17 protein-coding genes are annotated in these 20,439 nt (G+C 54.7%); 8 read left to right on the top strand and 9 right to left on the bottom strand.

What is annotated here, in order from left to right:
* The 5 genes from ACTH3S_RS08910 to ACTH3S_RS08890 form a co-directional block, all read left to right on the top strand.
* The coding region (locus ACTH3S_RS08910) for a phospholipase effector Tle1 domain-containing protein (RefSeq protein ID WP_441808661.1) at nucleotides 1-1,246 on the top strand (1,246 nt) is incomplete at its 5' end.
* Nucleotides 1,243-1,857: a DUF2931 family protein gene (locus ACTH3S_RS08905; protein WP_441808660.1), complete on the top strand. Its 615-nt coding sequence runs from the start codon at nucleotides 1,243-1,245 to the stop codon at nucleotides 1,855-1,857. The genes ACTH3S_RS08910 and ACTH3S_RS08905, both read left to right, overlap by 4 nt.
* A gap of 31 nt (nucleotides 1,858-1,888) precedes the next feature.
* The gene (locus ACTH3S_RS08900; protein ID WP_441808659.1) at nucleotides 1,889-2,125 is read left to right on the top strand and encodes a hypothetical protein; all 237 of its coding nucleotides are present in this window, start codon (nucleotides 1,889-1,891) and stop codon (nucleotides 2,123-2,125) included.
* A gap of 14 nt (nucleotides 2,126-2,139) precedes the next feature.
* Entirely contained in the window at nucleotides 2,140-2,391 is a 252-nt protein-coding gene (locus ACTH3S_RS08895; protein WP_441808658.1) for a hypothetical protein, read from the top strand.
* Nucleotides 2,388-2,996: a DUF2931 family protein gene (locus tag ACTH3S_RS08890; RefSeq protein WP_441808657.1), complete on the top strand. Its 609-nt coding sequence runs from the start codon at nucleotides 2,388-2,390 to the stop codon at nucleotides 2,994-2,996. Before ACTH3S_RS08895 ends, ACTH3S_RS08890 begins: the two co-directional genes overlap by 4 nt.
* Before the next feature lie 223 nt (nucleotides 2,997-3,219).
* On the opposite strand, the gene ACTH3S_RS08885 is transcribed toward ACTH3S_RS08890, so the two are convergent.
* Nucleotides 3,220-3,780 carry a TIGR00730 family Rossman fold protein gene (locus tag ACTH3S_RS08885; RefSeq protein WP_441808656.1) on the bottom strand — a complete coding sequence of 187 codons (561 nt, stop codon included), beginning with the start codon at nucleotides 3,778-3,780 and terminating at the stop codon, nucleotides 3,220-3,222.
* Between the two features lie 188 nt (nucleotides 3,781-3,968).
* On the opposite strand from ACTH3S_RS08885, the gene ACTH3S_RS08880 reads away from it, so the two are divergent.
* The gene (locus tag ACTH3S_RS08880; RefSeq protein ID WP_441808655.1) at nucleotides 3,969-5,279 is read left to right on the top strand and encodes an NAD(P)/FAD-dependent oxidoreductase; all 1,311 of its coding nucleotides are present in this window, start codon (nucleotides 3,969-3,971) and stop codon (nucleotides 5,277-5,279) included.
* A gap of 332 nt (nucleotides 5,280-5,611) precedes the next feature.
* Here ACTH3S_RS08880 and ACTH3S_RS08875 read toward each other — a convergent pair whose 3' ends face one another.
* The 7 genes from ACTH3S_RS08875 to ACTH3S_RS08845 all read right to left on the bottom strand — a co-directional run bounded on the left by ACTH3S_RS08875 (nucleotide 5,612) and on the right by ACTH3S_RS08845 (nucleotide 15,500).
* Entirely contained in the window at nucleotides 5,612-7,174 is a 1,563-nt protein-coding gene (locus ACTH3S_RS08875; RefSeq protein ID WP_441808654.1) for a methyl-accepting chemotaxis protein, read from the bottom strand.
* Nucleotides 7,175-7,279: 105 nt separating this feature from the next.
* Nucleotides 7,280-9,256 (bottom strand): diguanylate cyclase domain-containing protein, encoded by a 1,977-nt coding sequence (locus tag ACTH3S_RS08870; protein ID WP_441808653.1) that lies wholly within the window; start codon nucleotides 9,254-9,256, stop codon nucleotides 7,280-7,282.
* 121 nt (nucleotides 9,257-9,377) lie between these two features.
* Complete coding sequence (locus ACTH3S_RS08865) at nucleotides 9,378-9,608, bottom strand: formate dehydrogenase subunit delta (RefSeq protein WP_441808652.1); 231 nt, start codon at nucleotides 9,606-9,608, stop codon at nucleotides 9,378-9,380.
* Nucleotides 9,605-10,447 carry a formate dehydrogenase accessory sulfurtransferase FdhD gene (gene fdhD / locus ACTH3S_RS08860; protein WP_441808651.1) on the bottom strand — a complete coding sequence of 281 codons (843 nt, stop codon included), beginning with the start codon at nucleotides 10,445-10,447 and terminating at the stop codon, nucleotides 9,605-9,607. Before fdhD ends, ACTH3S_RS08865 begins: the two co-directional genes overlap by 4 nt.
* Before the next feature lie 16 nt (nucleotides 10,448-10,463).
* A complete protein-coding gene (gene fdhF, locus ACTH3S_RS08855; protein WP_441808650.1) occupies nucleotides 10,464-13,385 on the bottom strand; it encodes a formate dehydrogenase subunit alpha in 2,922 nt (973 codons plus the stop codon).
* A 1-nt stretch (nucleotide 13,386) separates the two neighbouring features.
* A complete protein-coding gene (locus ACTH3S_RS08850; RefSeq protein WP_441808649.1) occupies nucleotides 13,387-14,946 on the bottom strand; it encodes a formate dehydrogenase beta subunit in 1,560 nt (519 codons plus the stop codon).
* Between the two features lie 17 nt (nucleotides 14,947-14,963).
* Nucleotides 14,964-15,500 (bottom strand): formate dehydrogenase subunit gamma, encoded by a 537-nt coding sequence (locus tag ACTH3S_RS08845; RefSeq protein ID WP_441808648.1) that lies wholly within the window; start codon nucleotides 15,498-15,500, stop codon nucleotides 14,964-14,966.
* 94 nt (nucleotides 15,501-15,594) lie between these two features.
* Between ACTH3S_RS08845 and ACTH3S_RS08840 the strand changes: the two genes are divergently transcribed.
* Nucleotides 15,595-16,671, top strand: coding sequence for a substrate-binding domain-containing protein (locus ACTH3S_RS08840; RefSeq protein ID WP_441808647.1), 1,077 nt, complete (start codon nucleotides 15,595-15,597; stop codon nucleotides 16,669-16,671).
* Nucleotides 16,672-16,678: 7 nt separating this feature from the next.
* On the opposite strand, the gene ACTH3S_RS08835 is transcribed toward ACTH3S_RS08840, so the two are convergent.
* Nucleotides 16,679-18,343 carry an OFA family MFS transporter gene (locus tag ACTH3S_RS08835; RefSeq protein ID WP_441808646.1) on the bottom strand — a complete coding sequence of 555 codons (1,665 nt, stop codon included), beginning with the start codon at nucleotides 18,341-18,343 and terminating at the stop codon, nucleotides 16,679-16,681.
* A gap of 292 nt (nucleotides 18,344-18,635) precedes the next feature.
* On the opposite strand from ACTH3S_RS08835, the gene ACTH3S_RS08830 reads away from it, so the two are divergent.
* Nucleotides 18,636-20,360, top strand: a complete 1,725-nt coding sequence (locus ACTH3S_RS08830; protein WP_441808662.1) for a potassium/proton antiporter — start codon at nucleotides 18,636-18,638, stop codon at nucleotides 20,358-20,360.
* Nucleotides 20,361-20,439: the final 79 nt, after the last annotated feature.

Here is a 20,439-nt window from a genome sequence, read left to right as displayed (position 1 = left end):
GGAAGCCTGCAGTGCTGAGATTTCGCAACTGATGGAGGGGAGCTATCTTAATGCTGAGACTAATGTGGCTAAGCTTCATGATCTTTATTTGCCCTTTTCCACCAGCACGCTAACTATCGAAAATCATCGATTTCCCGTATATGTCTCTGGCGTTGGCACCAAGTCCGGTAAAGAGGATGATGCTTGGGCCATGGGAACAGGTATGGGCGAGCGGGGCGTTCTTGCCAAAATTGAGTTAGCAGTGGAACAGCTGTCGTCTGATCTTTCCGATATGCTAACAGCCCAAATGAATGAGCTGATTCTGGATGTCTTCGGCTTCAGCCGGGGAGCTGCCACTGCCCGGCATTTTGTGAACGAAGTACGAGATGGTGCTGATGGTGCACTGGGACAGGCGTTTCAGAAGTTGGGCATAGCCTGGCCGAAAACCGTTACCGTTCGTTTTCTGGGCATGTTTGATACCGTGGCAGCCGTTGTCGATATACTGGGTGCCGATTTTTCAGCTCACAATGCTAACAACGGTGAGGTGCGCGTGGATATCGCTGCCGACTCGGTTCAGCGGGCGGTGCACCTGACCGCCCGGGACGAGTGGCGTCACAACTTCTCCCTCAACAGCCTGCGAGGGCCGGATGGTAGCCTGCCGGCTCATTTTGACGAGTGGGTGCTGCCCGGTGCCCATTCCGATATTGGTGGCGGCTACCCTGATAACTTCCAAGAACGCATTCAGGTAGCCTTGCCTCGTAGATTTAGCGGCCGCCGCCCCAGAGACAGTTTTGAATACACAAGAATCCTGTTGGAGCGCAAGCGGATAACCAGCGAAGGTTGGTTGGGGCTGCACAACCCGGATGGCACGCTAACCATTGAAGAAGCCTATAGGCGGCGGTTGAAAGAGGGGGAAGTGGAACTGCAATTTCGTCTCTGGTTGGACCGACGGGTAAAGTCCGAATACTCACGAATAGCCTTGCGGCAGATGTACCGACTGGCCGCAGATGTGGGAGTACCGTTTAAAAATTTGAACCCCGCCTTGAAAAAGTATGCCCTGCCTGACGAACTCCAATCCATCGCCACCCGCATCACCCTTCACATCAACGAAGGTCGGCCACTGCAACTGACTGCTGCAGAGGAAGCCCTGCTTCGCCAACGCTACATTCACCACTCAGCCCATTACCAGATTGCCGGGCCACTTTTTCCATTCAAGCCTGCACCCGATATGGTGCGAGGCGTGCATCCGAACAGGGGTCTCAAATGATCAGAAAATTCATCATGCTTATGGCAGTGCTCTGCACGAACTTCCTGTTAATTGGCTGCTCCACCGCAGGAACAGATGAGTGGGATCAGCCGGTGATGTACCGACTCAAGACTACCGTACCCCGGCACTACAATGTCTGGATCAAATCTCTGGAACTGGAGGCATCCGGTGAGCGGGCCTGGTGGTGGCCGGGGGGTATTACCACCTGTTGCTGGAAAAGTCCGGGGTTGAGTGGAGGTCCACAATTGGAGCCCATGCCCGACTATATCTATATAAGTTGGTTCTCATTTGCCGAACAGCAGTCTTACGCCAGGCTTATCCACATTCCCGACCCGGAGGCGTTGCGTGAGCGTATGGAGCAACCTGCTCCGGTTCACAAGATCGGCAAGCTTTACAATCTCCCTCGCTACAACCTGGTCTTAGGTCTTGCTCCGGGAGGCACCATCATCCTATGGATTATGAACAAAGGCGAGACCGCAATCGAAGTGGGGCGCTATAAAGCAGTACCTTTTGAGGATGAGAAAAACGATTACTCAATATGGGTTGAAGACTACCTGAAAGAGCACGGAGAGTATCTGAACCGACACGGTCTTCAGCTTAATCGTTGGTAAAGCTGGTTTCCCAACAATACGCAGAAGGACTTTGGTTCTGCGCGTTGGTATCGCCGCCGACTCGGTTCGGCGGGCCGTGCACCTGACGGCCCGGGACGAATGGCGTTACAACTTCTCCCTCAACAGCCTGCGAGGGCCGGATGGCAGTCTGCCGGATCATTTTGACGGATGGCTATTGCCTGGTGCCCATTCCGACAGAGGTGGCGGCTACCCCAATAATTTCCACGAACGCATTCAGGTAGTCTCGCCCCGTAGATTTACCGGTTAGCAAAAGATGCGGGGATGCCACTAAATGCTGTGAAGCCAACAGATACCGAATTCTCGTTGCCCGATGAACTCCAACCCATCGCCACTCAGATCACTCATCACATCAAAGAAGGTCGGCCACTGCAACTGTCTGCTGCAGAAGAAGCCCTGCTTCGCCAACGCTATATTCACCACTCAGCCCATTACAAGATTGCCGGGCCACTTTTCCCATTCAAGCCGGCACCCGGCAACGTGCGGGGTGTGCATCCGAACAGGGGTCTCAAATGATCAGAAAGCTCGTAATACTCTCTATCGTGTTCTGCACGAGTGTTCTATCAGGCGGTTGCTCCCTCGCGGGCACTCCCAAATGGGATCGACCTGTAACGTACAATGCTCGAGTGGCTGTTCCACGTCATTACGACGCGTGGGTCAAGCCACTACAGTTTGAAGCGACAGGTGAGCGAGCCTGGTGGTGGCCGGTTGGCATCACCGGCTGTTGCTGGAAAAGTCCGGGAACGGGGGGGGGCGAACTGAACCCCATGCCCGACTACATCCACGTTACGTGGTTTTCTTTTGCCGAACAGCAATCTTATACCCGGCTTATCCACATCCCTGACCCTGAAGCTTTGCGTGAGCGCATGGAACAGCCCGCACCTGTACACAAGTGGGGGAAGCTACATAACTTACCCCGATATAACTTGGTTCTGGGGCTCGCCCCCGGTGGTACGGTTGTCATGTGGATTATGAATTGGGGTGAAACGGCTATCGAAGTGGGGCGCTATAAAGCAGTACCTTTCGACGATGATGTCAGGTACGAGGGTGCCCTGGAGTCTTATATGGAGCGTGAGGGCGAATACCTTAAACAGCATGGTCTGCAGCTCGACCGCTGGTAAAAATATTTCCCAAGGATATGCAGAAGGGCCCTAGTGCAGCGCGTGGATATCGCTGCCGACGCAGTTCGGAGAGCCGTGCACCTAAGGGCCCGGGACGAACGGCGTTACAACTTTTCCCTCAACAGCCTGCGAGGGCCAGAGAGTAGCCCGCCGAAGCACACTGACAAGTGGGTTTTGTCCGGCCCCAGGATCAACTGCACCTGGGGCCGATTGATGAGCAAGATCAGGCCCACTTTTCCTGAGGCGGCGCATAGGCCCGAAAGCCATCCACCAGATCTGTAGGGGTTTGTGCCAGCACGATCATGTCGAGGTATTGCTGATTAACAAACCCGGTAGCCACCATGGTTTTCACCATTTCTAGCAGCGGATCGTAAAAGCCGTTCACGTTATAAAAGGCACACGGCTTTTGGTGCATACCTAGCTGCGCCCAGGTCCAGACTTCAAAAATCTCTTCCAGCGTGCCGATGCCGCCGGGCAACGCCACAAAACCATCGGCCAACTCGGCCATCTTCGCCTTGCGCTCATGCATATCTTTAACAATAAAAAGCTCGGTAAGCCCGGGGTGTGCCAGCTCCCGATTAACCAAGTGCTGTGGAATAACACCGTAAACCCTACCGCCATTGGCCAGCACCGCATCGGCAGTGATGCCCATCAGGCCAACATGCCCACCGCCAAAGACTAAATCTATACCGTTTTTGCCGAAGAACTCACCCAGTTCTCTCGCCTTTTCAGCGTATAACGGCTCATTGCCTGAGCGAGAACCACAGTAAACTGCTACTTTCATACGTACTTGTCTCTTGCTGTGTATCGAATGTCTTAGCGACTTCGGACCAATTGTGCCGGCTGCCCGGAGCGCGTTAGTATTATTCCTCCAGCATCAGTATCCTACCGCGTAAGCGGGCCCCAGTGACGACAGCCAAGCGTTTTTCCTAAAAGAGCACTTGGCTTTCTTTACTTATAGGTTTGATTGCTATGGATAATCTTCATCACATTGTAGTCGTTGGCGGCGGTGCCGGCGGTCTCGAACTTGTTACCAGCCTGGGCAAAAAGCTCGGTAAAAAGGGCAAAGCACGCATTACCCTTGTTGATGCTGGGCTAACCCATGTATGGAAACCCCTTCTGCACGAAGTTGCCTCAGGCTCTTTGGACGCCAATTCCAACGAAGTAAACTATCGCGCCCACGCCCGCCAGCATCACTACGAATTTCAGCTCGGGCGCATGAGCAACGTTAACCGAGAAACCAAAACCCTGGTGATATCGCCCTTTCTCGATGAAGATGGCCAAGAGGTGGTGCCCGAGCGTAACCTTCACTACGACACTCTGGTTATCGCCGTAGGCAGCACCGCCAACGATTTCGGCACCCCAGGCGCGCAGGAAAACTGCCTGTTCCTGGACAGCCTGAAACAAGCCCGTCGCTTTCATAACCTGATGCTTAACGCCTTCTTGCGCAAAAACCACGAAGCCCGACAAGGCCGTGAACATGCACTGAACATCAGCATTATAGGTGCCGGTGCCACAGGCGTTGAGTTGGCTGCTGAGCTGCGACTGGCGTCGCGGGAATTGCCGGTATACGGCATGAACCATCTGAAGTCCTCCGATGTATCCATCACCGTGATCGAAGCCGCCGACCGGATTTTACCGGCACTGCCAAATCGGCTCTCGGCAGCCGCCACCAAAGAACTTGGCCACCAGCATGTGGAAGTCCTTAACGGCCAGCCCGTAAGCGAGATTCGCCCCGGCGTTGTGGTGTTAAAAGACGGTACAGAACTGCCCTCAGAAATGACCATTTGGGCTGCAGGCATTAAGGCACCCGGCTTCCTTGCTGATTTGGATGGTTTGGAGTCTAACCGCGGCAATCAGCTGATTGTGCACCAAACAATGGAAACCACCCGGGATGCCAACATCTTCGCCTTCGGCGATTGTGCCGCCTGCCCACAACCGGATTCAGACCGCCCCGTAGCGCCCCGCGCCCAAGCCGCGCACCAGCAAGCCGACACGCTGTTTAAAACCCTGTGCAACCGGCTGGAGGGCAAAGACGCCGTACCCTTCGTTTACAACGACTATGGCTCGCTGATCAACTTCAGTCACTACACCACCGTAGGCAACCTGATGGGCAACCTGTCTGGCCGCAGCATGTACATTGAGGGCAAAGTGGCCCGGCTGTTCTACGTGTCGCTATACCGCATGCACCAAGTGGCTTTGCACGGCTTTTTACGCACTGGGGTGATCTGGTTTATGGATAAGATTAGTCGGGCGATGCAGCCTAGGATGAAGTTGCATTGATGGCCTGAACACAACAACTGCAGCCAGCAACGAAGAAACTCCCGATCTGCACGCCTATCGAGATGAGAGAGCCCCTGCGGTGATTCAACGCCGCAAGGGCCAAAATCTAGTTCGTGAGGTAGTGCTGTGTTACCAGCATTTCCGATACGCGCTTTTCTTGTGGTAAGCCACATCCGAGAGACCTTTCTAGCGCGCACTGGAACCAACGCTGGGCTGCCCCGTAAGCTTTTTACATCGCCGTAGTTTATACGCTGGCATCGTGAGTGTTTTTTACCCAGTAAGTAGTTCTGTCTGCAAATGACGATAAAGCTGCCAGTTTCTGTTCTACCTGCCTATTTAAACCTCACGACCAACTCATGCAGTTCCCCGGCAATGCTCTCCAATTGCTGAACCTGTTTGATTGCCTGCTCTCCTTTGAGCAAGCTATCGGAGCCTAGGTTGGAGATGTCATCTACCTGCTCGGTAATCTGATCAAACACCTGGGCCTGCTCTTCTACGGCAGCGGCCATTTGGATAGACATTTCCGCAATAATACCTACCGATTCAGTTATCTGCCCAAGGGTGGTTTCGGCTTCAAGCATGTGTGTAAGCCCACTGTCGGCCGCCTTTTTCCCATCATCGGTTGCACGCACGGAGCTGGATGTTCTGGAGAGCAGCGCTGCAATAATTCCGTGAATTTCCTGGGTTGAGTCTTGCGTTCGTTTGGCAAGGCCCCGTACCTCATCGGCAACAACGGCAAATCCGCGCCCGTGGTCGCCTGCCCGGGCCGCTTCGATGGCCGCATTCAACGCCAAAAGGTTAGTTTGCTCCGCGATTTCTTCAATGATCTTGGCTACGCTGGCAATCCTTTGGGTTTCGGTAGCCAGTTCGCCAACCGATTCACTGATGCTGTGTACGGTTGTTTGCAGGCCTTCGATAACTTCACGGGTTGTGCCGATAACAGCCGTGCCCTGGTCTGCAAGGCTGCGCGATTCCTCGGCTTTGTGGGCGGTATTCTGAACATTAGAAGACACGTCGGTTACTGTCTGGGATACCTGGTGAACGGCTGCAGCTACATTGCTGATTTCCGCCTGCTGTTTCCGTAGCGCTTCGTGGGATTCGTAGGTTACTTCCAGGCCCTGCACGGCCCCTGTTTTTACTTGTCCGGCGGTGTCTTCCAACCGCGTAAGCACCGCATCCAGGTGGGCTTTTTGCGCCAGTATGGCTACTTTCATACGCCCTGATTCCAAATCATCGTCGGTATAGCTCTGTGCCGCGAGGTCGTCCGTAAAGCTGCTTCCAAGCAGTTTAGTCACCGAGGCAATTAAACGGCGCCGGGAACGGTGAACCCAGGAGATATAAACGAATCCGCCAAGTACCAGGGTGGCTTGTGATATTAAGGCCAGACCGGCGTAAAACGTGAGAGTGGCAGCAACCACAACTGCGGCCAAAAACACAGATTCTGGCGAGAGCTTCCCCATGAGTGACGTAGCAGGTTTGCCGTCATGGATTCTTGCGTACTGTTTTTCAGCGCGGCGAATGTCTTCTCGGGATGGGCAGGAGCGAACCGATTCATAGCCAACGATCGCTCCGTTTTCAGTGACTGGCGTTATATAGGCGCTTACCCAATAAAAATCCCCATTTTTACGGCGATTTTTAACCATTCCCATCCAAGGGGTGCCGGCTTTAAGGTGGGACCATAGGTTCTCATACGCAGCCGGAGGCATATCCGGGTGGCGCACAACATTGTGGGGTTTGCCAAAAAGCTCTTCCTGAGTAAACCCACTAACGTCTGCAAATGCTTGGTTGCAGTGGCGTATTTTACCTTTTAGGTCTGTCGATGATATGAGTTTTTGTGTTTCAGAAAACGTGTACTCAGTGTCCGTAACCGGCAAATTTTTTTTCAAAACGACCACCCTGTACCTGCAAGCGCTATACCTTTAATTTGGTACAGGATCGTAAATATGCAAATTATCTACGTGTCCATCTTTCTTACAAAAGTGAACGTTGATTCAAATATATCAATGGCGTTCGCCACGACCATTTTCGGAAGGCATATGATGCTCCTGGACAACGTATCTGTTTTTACCCGCCTTTTTCGCCTCATACATGGCTGCATCGGCCTCCTGCATCAGGCGCTCGCCGGTTACCCCATCACCGGTTGCGACAACAATGCCAATACTCACACCCACACGAGCTTCCCCCTCAGGCAGAGTGACTGGCTTGCCAACAGCCTGAATGATTTTTTCCGCCACGCTCGAGACATTGTTTGGTTCAGATACTTCCGCAAGTAATATGATGAATTCATCACCACCCATGCGTATAACCGTGTCGGTTTTACGAACACAGTTCTTCAATCTTACGGCGACTTCTTTTAGCAGTACGTCGCCTGCATCATGGCCATAGGTGTCGTTAACCTCTTTAAAGTGATCAAGATCGAGGAACATCAGCCCCAGGTGGCGCTCATGACGGCCTGAAAACCCAATGGCTTGTTGCAAATGGTCTTCTAGTACCCGCCGGTTGGGAAGGCCGGTAAGAGTATCCTGGTAGGCCAGTGAGTGGATTTTGTCCTGATAACGCTTAGTCTCGGAAAAGTCCTGGAAAGAGATCACCACGCCTTCATCGCCAGTGTCACTGGTTAACGGCGCGGCATTCAGGATTACCGGGAGGGTCGAGTCGTCTTTTCGGCGAAACTCTTCGTCCTTGCTGCGATAAAGTTGCCGCGTGTTCATCACGTTGAGGATAGAACAACTGGACTCATCTCCCTCATGAACATGGAATATTTGGTGCCCTTGTGTCGCAACCAACTCATCGGAAGGCCAACCAAGTATCCGCTCCGCTTCTGGATTGATGTAGGTAACGGTTCCATCTTTATCCATCACGATCAGGCCGTCCCCCAGCACGCTGGAGATTTTCCAAAAACGTTTGGACTGCTGCTCATTTTCGCGCCTTAACTGACGACGCTTGTAGCTAGAAAACTGATAATAGAACGCGACCACTAACGTTATCAGAACTCCGAAGACGTAAAAGCCAACAACCCAAGGGTGCACAAAAATGGTAGACGTTGGCAGTGAGCTGCGTGGCACAAACGAAACCGCTTTCCAAACGTAATTCCGGCCATTTGGCGACGAATCAATTCGCTGCAGAGGTCTCACCGTTTCGTATATAAAAAGACCTGCGGGCGTTTCAGCAAACCCACTATCGCTTTGCGCGATTTGCTGCCAAGCCTGTGAATACTCGCGCTTGAACGCAGAAGGCAAACCAAACATGAAGCCCCACTCTTCATTTTCATCCGGGCCGGAAAGAATATCTCCGTCACTGTTGAGCAAAAACGCCGGGTAGGTGTCGGTCATGCTCAGGCGGAAGGTCTCCAGCAGTGACTGCCCCTTCATATTCAAAATAACGGCACCTTGTTTATAGCCACTTTCATCAAACACCGGCACGCCAAACCGAACCATAGGAAGGTAAGGGACATCGATCTTTCCGTTTTCGATGTTCAGATCTAAAGGCGAGACATACACATCACCTTCAGGCATAGCCCAGGTGTTGGTGAAATAATAACGGGCGCCTTTAGATTGCAAGTGGCGTTCGGGCGTGGCCAGGCTGCGCCCAAACGCATAATCCAGCCGAACCAGCTCAGCACCTTGGCTGTCGAGAAAACGGATCTGGTTGTAAACTGATTTTTGCTCTAGCTGCACTTGGAAGACCTGCTTTAACAGGTCCTTATGAACGTCGGTACGGTCACGGTTAAACCGCTGAGTTGTGGGTAGTTTCGAGATCGCTCGCAAGTCATTTGCGGCGTAATCAAAAATCTGGGTCAGTAGCCCGGAGGTCAGCTTAGCTTTGGTGGATTCGTCGATTTTTATGGCGGCGGTCTGCAGGCCGGCCTGATAACGCAGAACGCCATACACAATGACGGTAAAAACCAACGCGCAAAGCAACCCCAAGACCAGGGCTGACTTAACATAGCCCCTTTCCTGCCAACGAATACCAGACATGTTCTACCAAATGTTGTTTATTTCAGAGAAAGCGTAAAAGCGGCATTATGAGCCATGGAATGATTTTATCCATGGCCCAGTATACGTCCTGGCAGGCAAAGCAGATGCATCATTGCGGTATTTACTCGGGTACAGCCTCCAGTTTGGCAATCGTCAACTGGGCTAATGCCGACAGGTCGGCCGGGCTTTCGTGAGCGCAGGCAATAATCTGTTGCTTCATGCTGCGAGCCCAGAATTTGTGCAAATGATCCGCCGCCACGTCGGTTACCCTATCTTCACTACCTTGGTGCAGGTTGTTGGCGATGATCTGGTCGATCATTTTGATCAGGTTGTTTAATTGCGGGTCACTCACAATGGTCTCTCCTGAGCACTGTCGCCGCTCCGGGCGTAGATAACATGGCGGCCCGGGCGAGCGAAGCCAACAAGGTTCATGCCACTTTTTCGGGCCTCGCGTATGGCAAGCGCAGTGGGCGCAGATACGGCTACCAGGGTGCCCACCCCAACACTGGCGCTTTTTTGCACCATCTCAAAACTGGCACGGCTGGATATCAGCACGAAACCATCGCTAAAGGCTTGAATGCCAAATTCACGCAGGCGGGCGCCGATTAGTTTATCCAGTGCGTTGTGGCGGCCTACGTCCTCCCGAGCCTGGACAATATCGCCTTTGGCGTTACACCAGGCGGCCCCATGGGTGGCGCCGGTTTGCAGTTGCAGGGGTTGATGTTTTTTCAGGTTTTTAAGGGCGGCCTGAACGGCTTCGTCTGCAGGCAGCACATTCGGCGCAACCGGCGTAATGGCACGCACAACGTGGGCCAGAGATTCGGTGCCACAGAGCCCGCAGCCGGTTCGACCCGCCATATTGCGGCGTTGCTCGCGCAAACGGGCAAAGCAATCGCCGGCAATGTGCATGTCCAGCTCTATGCCGTCTTCACCCGGTTTTATTTCGACGCTGAACAACTGGTCTGGCCGCTGCAAAATGCCCTCGCTCATGCTGAAGCCCAGAGCAAAGTCCTCCAGATCACAGGGCGAGGCCATCATCGCCGCATGGGACACGCCGTTGTAAACCATGGCTACGGGGATTTCTTCTGCCACCAAGTCGTGTGACCTGGCGCCGCCTTCAATGCCACCGCACACGTTCACCCAAACTTCACTCATCGGAGAGGGTGACGTGTTAGCAGGTGAGTCAGCCACGGCAGCCGTCCGCTGGTTACTTGAGTGCATGTTCATGGCGGCCCCCCTGCTTATCCATCGCAGGCTTCAACAACGCCTGCTGGCGCTTGTCGAAAGCTACAAAGTTGCGCTGCCACTCCGACGGCTGAGTGACCACTTCAACCTGCACGGCGGTCACCTTGTACTCCGGGCAGTTGGTGGCCCAATCGGAGTTGTCGGTGGTAATTACGTTAGCGCCGCTACCCGGATGGTGGAAGGTGGTGTAAACAACCCCCGGCAACATGCGGGTACTTAGCTTCGCCCGCAGTGCGGTATGGCCCACTCGGCTGCTGATGCCGAGCCAATCGCCGTCTTTCACACCTCGCATTTCGGCATCACTGGGGTGCAGTTCTAGTAGATCTTCCTCGTGCCAGTCGCTGTTGCTGGTGCGGCGAGTCTGCGCGCCTACGTTGTACTGGGACAATATGCGCCCGGTGGTTAGCAGCAGCGGGAAACGCCGGCTGGCGCGCTCTTCGGTGGCCAGATATTCGGTTACTGCAAAGCGGCCTTTGCCGATAGGAAAATCCACCTGGTGCATGGTGGGTGTGCCGTCTGGATTTTCGTCGTTACAAGGCCACTGAATGCTGCCCAGCCGTTCAAGCTTGTCGTAATTTACGCCGGTGAATGTGGGCGTCAGCAGGGCAATTTCATCCATGATTTCTGATGGGTGGTTGTAATGCATTGGGTAGCCCAAGGCGTTGGACAGCGCCATGGTCACTTCCCAATCCTCCATGCCGGCAACCGGTTCCATCACTTTGCGCACGCGGTTGATGCGGCGCTCGGCGTTGGTGAAGGTGCCGTTCTTCTCCAAAAAGGTGGAACCCGGCAGCAATACGTGGGCGTACTTGGCGGTTTCGTTCAGGAAAATGTCCTGCACGATCAGGCAATCCAGTGATTTCAGCGCCGCTTCCACATGATGGGTGTTGGGATCAGATTGGGCAATGTCTTCACCCTGCACGTACAGCGCCTTGAATGTACCGGCAATGGCGGCATCAAACATGTTGGGAATGCGCAGGCCCGGCTCGTGGTCGATGGGCACACCCCAAACGGCTTGAAAGCGCTCACGCACCGCTGGGTCGTTCACATGCTGATAACCAGGCAGTTCGTGGGGGAAAGACCCCATATCACAGGAACCCTGCACGTTATTCTGGCCCCGCAGTGGGTTAACGCCTCCGCCTTCTTTGCCGATGTTACCGGTGGCCAATGCCAGGTTGGCAATGCCCATCACCATGGTGGAGCCTTGGCTGTGTTCGGTTACGCCCAGGCCGTAGTAGATGGCACCGTTGCCTGCTTCTGCATATACCCGGGCGGCTTCACGCACTTTAGACGCTGGCACACCGGTCACTTCCTCCATGGTTTCTGGGGAGTTGCGTTCCTCAGCAATAAACGTGCGCCAGGTGTTGTAGGCGTCTGTGTCGCAGCGGTTATTGATGAAGTCCTGATCTTCCAGCCCTTCAGTGATAATCACGTGGGCCAGCGCGTTCACAATGGCCACGTTGGTGCCGGGGCGCAGGGGTAGGTGAATGCCTTCGCCGCCGTGGGGCGTATTGAGTACGTCGATACGGCGCGGATCGATCACGATCAGCTTGGCACCCTCGCGCAAACGCTTGCGCATGAGCGATCCAAACACCGGGTGCGCGTCGGTAGGGTTGGCGCCAATCACCATGATGGTGTCGGCTTTCATCACGGAATCAAAGGTTTGCGTACCGGCAGATTCGCCCAGCGTGGTTTTCAGGCCATAACCGGTGGGGGAATGGCATACACGGGCGCAGGTGTCGGTATTGTTGTTGCCGAAGGCTGCACGTACCAGCTTCTGCACCAGATAAGTTTCTTCGTTGGTGCAACGGGAGGAGGTAATACCGCCAATGCTTTCACGGCCGTACTCAGCTTGAATACCTTTGAGCTTTTTGGCTGAAAATTCCAGCGCTTCGTCCCAAGACACCACTTTCCATGGGTCGTTGATGGAATCGCGAATCATCGGTTCTTTAATACGGTCGTCGTGGGTGGCATAACCGAAAGCAAAGCGGCCTTTCACGCAGGAGTGGCCGTGGTTTGCGTCGCCGCCCTTGTAAGGCACCATGCGTATCAGTTGATCGCCTTTCATTTCAGCTTTGAACGAGCAGCCAACACCGCAGTAGGCGCAGGTGGTGATTACACTATGCTCGGGCTGGCCGGCATCGATCACGCTCTTTTCCATCAACGAGGTGGTGGGGCAGGCCTGCACACAGGCGCCGCAGGACACGCACTCGGAATCCATGAACGGGTCGTCCTGGCTGGCAGCCACTTTGGACGCAAACCCCCGGCCTTCGATGGTCAGGGCAAAGGTGCCCTGTACTTCGTCGCAGGCGCGCACGCAGCGGGAACACACAATGCACTTGCTGGGGTCGAAGCTGAAATACGGGTTGGAATCGTCTATCTCCGCATCCAAATGGTTCTCACCGTCAAAGCCGTAGCGCACTTCCCGCAGGCCCACGGCCCCGGCCACATCCTGCAGTTCGCAGTTGCCGTTAGCCGGGCAGGTTAAACAATCCAGCGGGTGGTCGGAGATGTACAACTCCATAATATTACGGCGCAGCTTGGCCAGCTTGCCGGTTTGGGTGGTGACTTGCATACCCTCTGCCACCGGTGTGGTGCAAGAAGCCGGGTAGCCACGGCGGCCTTCAATCTCAACGGCGCACAGGCGGCAGGAGCCAAAGGCTTCGAGGTTATCCGAGGCGCAGAGCTTGGGAATGTTGATGCCCGCCAGCGCAGAAGCCCGGAGCACGGAAGTGCCTTCCGGTACGGTGATCTCACGACCGTCTACAGAAATAGACACTAGCTCTTCTGAAAGGCTCGCGGGAGTGCCATAGTCAAAATCCGGGTTCAGGCCATTTTTGCTCGGCTCGTAGTTTTGGATGCTCGGATCATAATAATGCAACATGTTATGCCTCCACTGGGCGCGGGCTGGCCATCAGATCTTCAGGGAAATACTTCATCACACTCTGTACCGGGAAGGGCGTCATGCCGCCCATGGCGCAGAGTGAGCCGTCGACCATGGTGTCGCAGAGTTCTGCCAGTAGTTCCAGATTATCGTCGCGGTTTTCATTAGCGCGGATGCGATCAATCACTTCTACACCGCGCACGGAACCGATGCGACAAGGGGTGCATTTGCCGCAGGATTCAACAGCGCAGAACTCCATGGCAAAGCGGGCTTGTTCGCCCATATCCACCGTGTCATCAAACACCACCACACCACCATGGCCGATGCCGGCGCCAAGCTTGGCAAAGGCTTCGTAATCCATCGGAGTGTCCCACTGCTCTTCCGGCATATAAGCCATCAAAGGGCCGCCCACCTGAACCGCTTTCATCGGCCGCCCGGTAAAGCTGCCATCGCCAAAGTCTTCCAGCACTTTGCGCAGGGTCACGCCAAAGGCCACTTCAATGAGACCGCCCTGTTTGATGTTGCCTGCCAGCTGAATGGGCAAAGTGCCTAGCGAGCGGCCCATGCCGTAATCCGCATAGGCTTTGCCGCCGTGGGCCATGATATAAGGCACCGCAGACAGCGACAGTACGTTGTTCACCACGGTTGGTTGGCCGAATAGGCCCTTGATGGCGGGCAGTGGCGGCTTGGAACGTACCAGCCCGCGCTTGCCTTCCAGGCTTTCCAGTAGGGAGGTTTCCTCACCGCAAATGTAGGCGCCAGCTCCCAATCGCACTTCCAGGCGGAAGGCACGGCGATTGCCACAAACGTTATCGCCCAGATAGCCGTGGGCTTCTGCGGTGCGGATGGCTTGATTGAGCATTTTTTGGGATAAAAGGTATTCCGAACGCACATAGATGAAACCCACAGTAGCGCCCACGGCCAGACCGGCAATGGTCATGCCCTCAATCAGCATATAGGGGTCGCATTCCATTACCAGGCGATCAGCAAAGGTGCCCGAGTCGCCTTCGTCGGCGTTGCACACCACGTATTTTTGTTGATCATAAGGCTCATCCAACACGGTTTGCCATTTGATGCCTGCCGGGAAAGCCGCGCCACCACGGCCACGCAGACCGGAGTCTTTTACTTCATCCACAATCCCTTGGGGTGTCAGCGCTGCAGCTTTCTTCAGACCAACAAAACCACCGTGGGCGATGTAATCTTCAATACAGACTGGGTCGGTGATGCCGATGCGAGCAAACGTAAGGCGCTGCTGTCTCTGCAAATAGGCGTGCTGTTCGATATCGCCCAGATACAAAAGGTGATCGGAGTTGCCTTCAAACAATCCGGCGGCGACCAGTTCTTCCACCTGATGAGGCTCCACCGGGCCATAAGCCACACGACCGTAAGGCGTTTGTACCTCTACCAATGGTTCCAGCCAGAACAAACCGCGAGAACCGTTGCGCACCAGATGAATATCCAGATCTTGCTGCCCGGCAAGATTCTGCAACTGTTGCGCCACGCGGTCGGCCCCCAAAGACAGGGCGGTGGTATCGCAGGGCACATAAATTGTTGTTGTCATGGGGTTTGCTCCTGCCTTTATTTTAGCTGGAGAACGGACGTTGTCAGGGTGTCCGTCAGCTGATCGAATGTTTGCGGGGTAACCCGGCCAATAATTTCATTGTTCACACGAATGGACGGGCCGCAGGCGCAATTTCCCAAGCAATAAACCGGCTCCAGAGTGAACTCGTTATCGGCGGTGGTTTGGTGGTAATCCACGCCCAGCTTTTCCTGCACATGGCGCTCTAGCGCGCGGCCACCTCGGGCCTGGCAGGCTTCGGCACGGCACACCTCCAGCACGTTGCTGCCCGCGGGGCGGGTGCGGAAGTGATGATAAAAACTGATCACCCCATGCACATCGGCACGGGTTTGCTGCAGCATTTCCGCAATGATGGGTACCGCGCCCTCTGGCACGTAGCCGATACGGTTTTGTATGGCATGCAGAATGGGTAGCAGCGCACCGGGTTCGTGCTGTAGGGCTGAGACTTCCTGACGGATTGCCTCCGGACTCCAGTCGTTGCCACCGGCCGCAGTCGTCACCGCTGCATTAGGGTGGGCTCTCTCTGACATATGCATAATTGTTCCTACCTGTTTTTATTCTGATACAGTACCCAAACTAGTTATAGCGCCAAATTAGCACTCCAGACACCACCACGGAATATGAATACACATGCATAACAAAAAACTGAACATATCCCCCGCCTGGGTTTTTCGCACCGACACCAACGAATTCTTCGAGCCGGTGCTGTTTCGTTTGCTAGAAAGCATTCGTGATACCGGCAAGCTCACGGTTGCTGCCGCCGCTGCCGGTATTTCTTACCGGCACGCCTGGAATCTTCTCAACCGTGGCGGCGATACGCTGGGCCTGCCACTGGTGGTTATGCGCAAAGGCCACGGCAGCCGGCTGTCTGCCCTGGGCGAAAAACTGCTATGGGCCGAGCATCGGGTAAAGGCTCGGCTGGGGCCGCAAATCGACAGCATGACTGCCGAACTGAACGACCAGATTCAACAGCTGTTGGCCGGTGCAAAACCCACGCTGCGCCTGCACGCCAGCCATGGCTATTCGGTAGCGCTGCTGCCTGAGTTGTCGCAGCAGATCAATGTAAACCTGCAATACCGGAACCCGGAAGAAGCACTTTCAGCACTCAATCGCGGCGAATGCGATGCGGCCAGTTTTCACCTGCCTACCTGCCCGGCGCTGGCCCAGCAGATCATTCGTTATTACCAACGGCATCTGGACAGCAACCACCACCGCCTGATTCGTTTTGTCACCCGGCGTGAAGGCCTGATGATGCGCAAAGGCGAACACGAGGGGGTTCGCACCCTGCAAGATTTAAGTACCTCGGGGCTCAGCTTTATAAGCCGCGACCGTCATTCGGGTACTCGTATCCTTCTCAATCTTTTACTCAAGCAGCAAGGCATTTCAGAAGACAGTATTAACCGTACGTCTCAGCAGGAATTCACCCACACCGCCATTGCCGCCTTTGTGGCCTCTGGCATGGCGGAAGTCGGTTTTGGCGTGCAAGCGGCTGCCGAGCAATTCAATTTGAGTTTTATTGAAATGGCCAGCGAGCACTACATGCTGATTTTCCGCGAAGATCGCCTACCTCAGGAAACACTGGATCACCTAACCACGTTGCTGAAATCCCCAGCACTGATTGATCGCATCAACCATGTGCCGGGCTATGCACCAGACAACCCCGGTGAAGTCACCACGTTTGAGGCGCTGACGGCCGAGGATGCCTGAACGCACATCAGAACAAAGCTGCGGCCTTCGCAATGGCGATATAAAGCCCGATCAGGAAAGGCACACCTACGGCCAGCCAAGCCAGCACACCGGTGATTCCAAACGCGCCGCGTGCGGCAGTTTTCGCTTTTGCGGAGACGCCGTTGTCCCGCTGTAGCATTCGCTCGTGGGCCAACTCTTCATCGGTCATGTGTAGGGAAGAATCCACCGGGCGAACCAGTGCGTTACAAATCAGGCCCAACACCAACAGGCCAGCCATGATGTACAGGGTGCGGTCGTACACCAAAGCCGGCTCAATGCCCGCATCCAGCTGCACTTCACGGATCAGCGCGATCACCACAGGGCCAACAAGGCCGGCGGCCGTCCAGGCTGTTAGCAACCTACCATGAATGGCGCCCACCATTTGCGTACCGAAGATATCGGCCAAATAGGCTGGCACCGTTGCGAACCCACCACCGTACATACTCAAAATGATGCAGATGGAGATTACAAACATGCCCGCCATGCCCATGTGGCCCCAGGTGGGCAGCAAGCAGTACAGACCAATGCCCAGCACAAAGAAGGTCAGGTAGGTACTCTTGCGGCCCAGTTTGTCAGACAGCGACGCCCAGAACAGACGGCCAACGCTGTTGAACAGGCTGATTAGCCCCACCAGCCCGGCAGCAGCGGCCGCAATGGCTGTTTTCTGTGCTGCGGTGAGCGCAACGGCTGAGTCTTTAATGCCTACAAGCGCACCACCAAACACATCCTGCAACATCGGGCTGGCCATGGAGATAACGGCGATGCCCGCGGTTACGTTCAGGAACAGAACACTCCAGATCAACCAGAACTGTTTGGTTTTCCAGGCGCGCTTAAGGTGAACATGGCCGTGGGTAATCATAGCGTTGGCTTGCTGGCCCTTGGGTGGCTCCCAGCCTTCTGGCTTCCAGCCGTTAGGCGGTACCCGAAAGCCCAGTGCGCCCGCCATCATTACGAAGAAATAGATAACACCCATGGTCATCAGGGTGCTGGCAACACCTGTGCCGCCGTCTGCTGAGAAATGCCCCATCAGCCAAACCGCCAACGGAGCGCCCACCATGGCGCCACCGCCGTAACCCATAATGGCAAAACCGGTTGCCATGCCACGACGATCTGGAAACCACTTGATGAGTGTCGAAACCGGCGTGATATAACCAAGCCCCTGGCCGATGCCACCCAAAACACCACAACCCACATACAGCAACCAAAGCTGGTGAGTCATGACACCCACGCCGCCTAAAATCATACCGCCACCCCAGCACAGAGCGGCTATGGCGCCAGCTTTACGTGGGCCAGCATGCTCTAGCCAAGCGCCCCAAAGCGCGGCGGATATCCCAAGCATGCCGATAAATATACCGAAGGTGTAAGTAACATGGCTGACAGCCCAGTTACAGGAAGTCGTCGTTAGTGCTTGGAGAAAACTGATATCTGCACAGGCCACCGGGTCTGCACCGGCCACAAGTGTCGACATAGGCAACCAAAATACCGAAAAACCATAGGCCATGCCGATACATAGGTGAATCGCCAGAGCGGCAGTAGGCACCAGCCACCGGTTAAAGTTCGGGCCGGCAACGGTATTTTCCCGGTCAAAAAAGCCCGGTTTCAGGCTCCCGGCATCGCCGCTGAAGGTGCGGTCGTCGGCTATTCCATCCATAAACAAACCCTTTTGTTTTTGTCGTTTTGTTATTGGCATTCACGAGGTTACTGTTCATTGCCGGCACATATATGCACACTAGATCATATTAAACTGGCAGATAAACACTCAAACCCTCGCCAGTGATTTGATTGGTTAGGATACAAAACATCAACTAGCTAAAAGTATTATGAAGCTTGGTACCTATATGGAGCGCTAAGGGCACACGCGCTTGTCTACTGAGCTCGCGATGGGCAAACTTGTAGGCAACGTTTCAGCCGATTCCCGGCAAGCCCTCTCTTATGGAGTTGTGATGGATCCAATGCTCACCCTGGTAGGTGCCCTGATGCTTGTCATCAGCATCGTTCTGAGCCCGATTTCCAGTCGGGTCGGTATGCCGGTGCTGCTGATATTTTTGGCGGTGGGCATGATGATGGGCAAAGACGGCCCAGGCGGCATTGAGTTTGATGATTTCCAACTGTCATTTTTAGTCGCCAATCTGGCCTTGGGCGTTATTCTGCTTGATGGCGGCATGCGTACCCGAGCCGAAACCTTCCGCGTAGGTCTTAAACCGGCAATGATGCTGGCAACCGTTGGCGTTGCCATGACGGCCTTGGGCGCAGCGTTTGTTGCCTGGCTGGTTTTCGACCTGCACTGGATGACAGCCCTGCTTATCGGCTCCATTATCTCATCAACCGACGCAGCAGCCGTGTTTTCACTGTTGCAGGGTCGTGGCCTGCATCTGAACGAGCGTGTTAGCGCCACTCTGGAAATTGAATCTGGCAGCAACGACCCGATGGCGATATTCCTAACGCTGATGATGGTCACCCTGATTGCTAGCAATGGCGAACACGCCATTCAGGATTCGCTGATTCTACTGGTCAAACAATTCAGCATTGGCGGCGTTGGCGGTATTGTCGGCGGCTTCTTGATCGCAGAACTGGCCAACCGCATTCGCCTCAACCCATCGCTTTATCCTTTACTGGTCGTCGCTGCAGGTATTTCAGTGTTTTCTGCGACAAACGCCCTGGGGGGCAGTGGTTTTTTGGCCATTTATCTGTGCGGGGTTGTTATCGGCAACCGTCAGGTTCGGATGATGCCGATGATCCTGCAGGTGCACGATGGCTTGGCGTGGCTGGCTCAGCTTTGCCTGTTCCTGATACTCGGCTTGTTGGTTAATCCCTCAGACCTGCTGCCCTTGGCGGGAAGTGGCCTGATACTCGCGCTGGCTCTGATTTTTGTAATTCGACCATTAACCGTCATGCTCACTGTCTGGCCTTTTGGCTTCAATCGTCGCGAACTAGGCTTTATTAGCTGGGTTGGGCTCCGCGGCGCCGTGCCCATTGTATTGGCATTGTTCCCGATTATTGCAGGCCTGCCGGAAGCGCAGCTGGTCTTCCATGCAGCTTTCTTTATTGTGCTGGTATCCCTGCTGGTTCAGGGCACCACTATCACCCCTCTTGCCCGCAAGCTACGCTTGGAAATTCCAGCAAACGGCGAGCCGTACCGGCGCCTACCGCTGGATGCCCCTGCAGCAGGTGATCACGAGCTGATGCTATTCCCTTTGCGGGGTAAACATTGGGAAACGCCAAGTCTTTTGGGCCAACTGCGCTTTCCGAAAAACACAGCGGTTGCTGGTGTATTCCGCAATCGTGTTTGCTTGCAGCCAAATGCGGATCTGGAAGTATCCAGCGGCGACATGGTTGCCATGTTCGCCACTCCCAGCGTGCTAAAAGAATTGGGCAAAGCTCTCAGCGGCCGACAGGCGCCAAAACACCTGGCGGAACGAGCCTTCTTCGGCGACTTTGTACTCAATGGAGACGCGCTGCTTGGGGATGTTGAACAGATGTATAATATCGAGTTCCACGAATTGTCGCCTGAATTGTCGCTGGCAGAATGCTTTGCCAAACGCACCAAGGGCCACCCGGTTATTGGCGACACCGTGGTTCTTGGGCCAGTCACTCTGGTGGCGAGAGCCATGGAGGCAGACCAAGTCACCAAGGTTGGCTTAAAAATGGAAATCTCACAAAACACCTGATGTGCGCACCGGATAACTATAAAAGTTAACAAAACCCTTTAACATCTAGCCGACCGGTTATGTTATAAGACAGCTCTGC

It is taken from the genome of Marinobacter sp. (genome assembly GCF_052094685.1).
GTDB lineage: Bacteria > Pseudomonadota > Gammaproteobacteria > Pseudomonadales > Oleiphilaceae > Marinobacter.
Note: the sequence above shows the minus strand (reverse complement) of the source record. Positions and strands in the feature narration are given on the sequence as shown.

What these genes read in the sequence shown, in the direction of transcription:
- ACTH3S_RS08830 (WP_441808662.1), top strand. Translation starts at nt 18,636, where the DNA reads ATGGATCCAATGCTCACCCTGGTAGGTGCCCTGATGCTTGTCATCAGC.
- ACTH3S_RS08835 (WP_441808646.1), bottom strand. Translation starts at nt 18,343, where the DNA reads ATGGATGGAATAGCCGACGACCGCACCTTCAGCGGCGATGCCGGGAGC.
- fdhF (WP_441808650.1), bottom strand. Translation starts at nt 13,385, where the DNA reads ATGTTGCATTATTATGATCCGAGCATCCAAAACTACGAGCCGAGCAAA.
- ACTH3S_RS08840 (WP_441808647.1), top strand. Translation starts at nt 15,595, where the DNA reads ATGCATAACAAAAAACTGAACATATCCCCCGCCTGGGTTTTTCGCACC.
- ACTH3S_RS08890 (WP_441808657.1), top strand. Translation starts at nt 2,388, where the DNA reads ATGATCAGAAAGCTCGTAATACTCTCTATCGTGTTCTGCACGAGTGTT.
- ACTH3S_RS08885 (WP_441808656.1), bottom strand. Translation starts at nt 3,780, where the DNA reads ATGAAAGTAGCAGTTTACTGTGGTTCTCGCTCAGGCAATGAGCCGTTA.
- ACTH3S_RS08905 (WP_441808660.1), top strand. Translation starts at nt 1,243, where the DNA reads ATGATCAGAAAATTCATCATGCTTATGGCAGTGCTCTGCACGAACTTC.
- ACTH3S_RS08895 (WP_441808658.1), top strand. Translation starts at nt 2,140, where the DNA reads ATGCCACTAAATGCTGTGAAGCCAACAGATACCGAATTCTCGTTGCCC.
- ACTH3S_RS08870 (WP_441808653.1), bottom strand. Translation starts at nt 9,256, where the DNA reads ATGTCTGGTATTCGTTGGCAGGAAAGGGGCTATGTTAAGTCAGCCCTG.
- ACTH3S_RS08880 (WP_441808655.1), top strand. Translation starts at nt 3,969, where the DNA reads ATGGATAATCTTCATCACATTGTAGTCGTTGGCGGCGGTGCCGGCGGT.
- ACTH3S_RS08850 (WP_441808649.1), bottom strand. Translation starts at nt 14,946, where the DNA reads ATGACAACAACAATTTATGTGCCCTGCGATACCACCGCCCTGTCTTTG.
- ACTH3S_RS08845 (WP_441808648.1), bottom strand. Translation starts at nt 15,500, where the DNA reads ATGCATATGTCAGAGAGAGCCCACCCTAATGCAGCGGTGACGACTGCG.